Raw genomic sequence first — 1,834 nt, forward strand, 5'->3', positions numbered from 1 at the left:
CTCATGCGCCCACTGAACCCCGCTTTCCCGATCGACCGCCAGATCGCGATCGATGCTACCTCCGTCGTGCTGGTCAACGTCTTCACGCTCGACAAGGCCGACGAGCAGACCTTCCTCCATGCATGGCAGGATGATGCGGTCTTCATGAAGCAGCAACCCGGCTTCATCTCGACCCAGCTTCACCGCGCAATCGGCGAAAGTCCGGCCTATTTCAATTATGCCATATGGGAAACGATGGCTGACTTCCGGGCCGCGTTCTCGCATCCCGAGTTCAGGGCGAAGCTCTCGGCCTATCCGTCCTCGGCCGTCGCCTCTCCGCATCTGTTCCAAAAGGTGGCGGTGCCGGGCATCTGCCTGGCTTAAACGGTTGCAAGAATGGTGGGAAAGCCATGAGCAAGGTCATTCACCCAGTCGCCGGGACGGTCGCGATGCTGACGATCGCAAGCCTCTGGCTGTCGACGGTCCTCAGTGAGATGTTTGCCTCCCAGGTGGCGATAGCCGCCGTCAAGATGGCCATACCGTGGAGCTTCCTGTTGCTCGTTCCAGCGCTGGCGGCGGCGGGAGGTTCGGGCTTTGCGGCGGCCAAGGGCCGGCAGGCCGGGCTGATCGGCGCGAAGATCAAGCGCATGCCATGGGAAGATCAAGCGCATGCCATGGATAGCCGCCAATGGTCTCCTGGTTCTCATCCCCTCCGCACTCTTCCTCGCATCCAAGGCGAGAGCCAGCGAGTTCGACACCAGCTTCTACGCCGTGCAGGCGCTCGAATTGGCCGCCGGCGCGACGAACATCACGCTACTCGGCCTCAACATGCGCGACGGGTTCAAAATGAAGGGCCGGCTCCGCCGTCGGCCCGCTCGGCCCGTCAAAGCATCACCTCTATGAGCCAAGCGCCGACAGCCGGAGGCGATGGGCAAGGTGATCGACGACCAGTAAAGCGTTGGCGGAAGAGGTCTCCGCCCGGTGAAGACGAATCTCCGCCCCGGGCAGCGGCGGCACATGGCGGCCTGGATGGACGCCGCGCAGGCCAGGCGCAAGCATGCTGCCTTTGACCACGGTGACCGCCAGGCCCTGTTCAACAATTGCCTCCGTGGCTGAGAGGCTCGGGCTGACATAGGCCAATCGCCATGGCCGGCCTGCCTTGTTGAGCGCCTCAATTGCCCAGGAACGAAACAGGCAATCGGGGCTCGACAGAGCGACGGGCAGCGGATCGAGTTCCTCGACGGCTCGCGTCGCCGCCGCTGCCCAAATCGCCCTTTCGCGGCATATCAAATCTCCCTCGGTCGTACCTTCCGGGTGCATGGCGATGACGGCGTCGAACGAGGACCCAAGCCGTTTCAGGAGCCGGGCGGTAAGACCAATCTCCATTTCGACCTGCACCAACGGAAATCGCTCGGCGATGCCAGAAAGGAGGCGCGGCAGGATCTTGGTGCCATAATCTTCCATGACCCCGATTCGAACCTGTCCGGCCACCTGCTGACCGGAAACACGCGCAATCGCCTGCTCATTGAGAGCAAGTATGCGGCGGGCATCGATCAGAAAGCCCTCCCCGGCGGCGGTGAGTTCAACGCGGGCTGTCGAGCGCCGGAACAAGATGGTCTCGATGCGCTCCTCAAGACGTTTCACCTGCAAGCTGACGGCCGCCTGCGTTCTATTGAGCTGCTCGGCGGCTCGCGTGAACGAGAGTCGCTCGGCAACGACGACAAAGGCCCGCAGAAGGTCCGGATCGAGATTCGGGATACTCATAGTGGAATGTTATCAAACTCATTGAGCTTATTCGATTCCTTATGGCCCGCCTTCCCGATATCCCCGGTTCCGAGCCAGCAAGGTCGGGAAC

Annotated in this window: 2 protein-coding genes and 1 pseudogene; 2 read left to right on the plus strand and 1 reads right to left on the minus strand. The window is 62.1% G+C overall.

Going from position 1 to position 1,834, the window contains the following annotated elements:
• Together EN906_RS32735 and EN906_RS32740 are read left to right on the plus strand one after the other, a co-directional pair.
• On the plus strand, nucleotides 1-363 hold a 363-nt coding region (locus EN906_RS32735), incomplete at its 5' end, for an antibiotic biosynthesis monooxygenase family protein (RefSeq protein ID WP_164777553.1).
• Between the two features lie 26 nt (nucleotides 364-389).
• Nucleotides 390-882: pseudogene (locus tag EN906_RS32740) on the plus strand (hypothetical protein).
• Here the strand turns inward: EN906_RS32740 and EN906_RS32745 are convergent.
• Entirely contained in the window at nucleotides 877-1,743 is an 867-nt protein-coding gene (locus tag EN906_RS32745; RefSeq protein ID WP_127272768.1) for a LysR substrate-binding domain-containing protein, read from the minus strand. The pseudogene EN906_RS32740 and the gene EN906_RS32745 overlap by 6 nt on opposite strands.
• Nucleotides 1,744-1,834 lie beyond the last annotated feature (91 nt).

This window comes from Mesorhizobium sp. M7A.F.Ca.CA.004.06.1.1, assembly GCF_003999135.1.
GTDB lineage: Bacteria > Pseudomonadota > Alphaproteobacteria > Rhizobiales > Rhizobiaceae > Mesorhizobium.

Bases quoted from the DNA above. Each gene is read 5' to 3' on its own strand.
- EN906_RS32745 (WP_127272768.1), bottom strand. From the start codon at position 1,743: ATGAGTATCCCGAATCTCGATCCGGACCTTCTGCGGGCCTTTGTCGTC.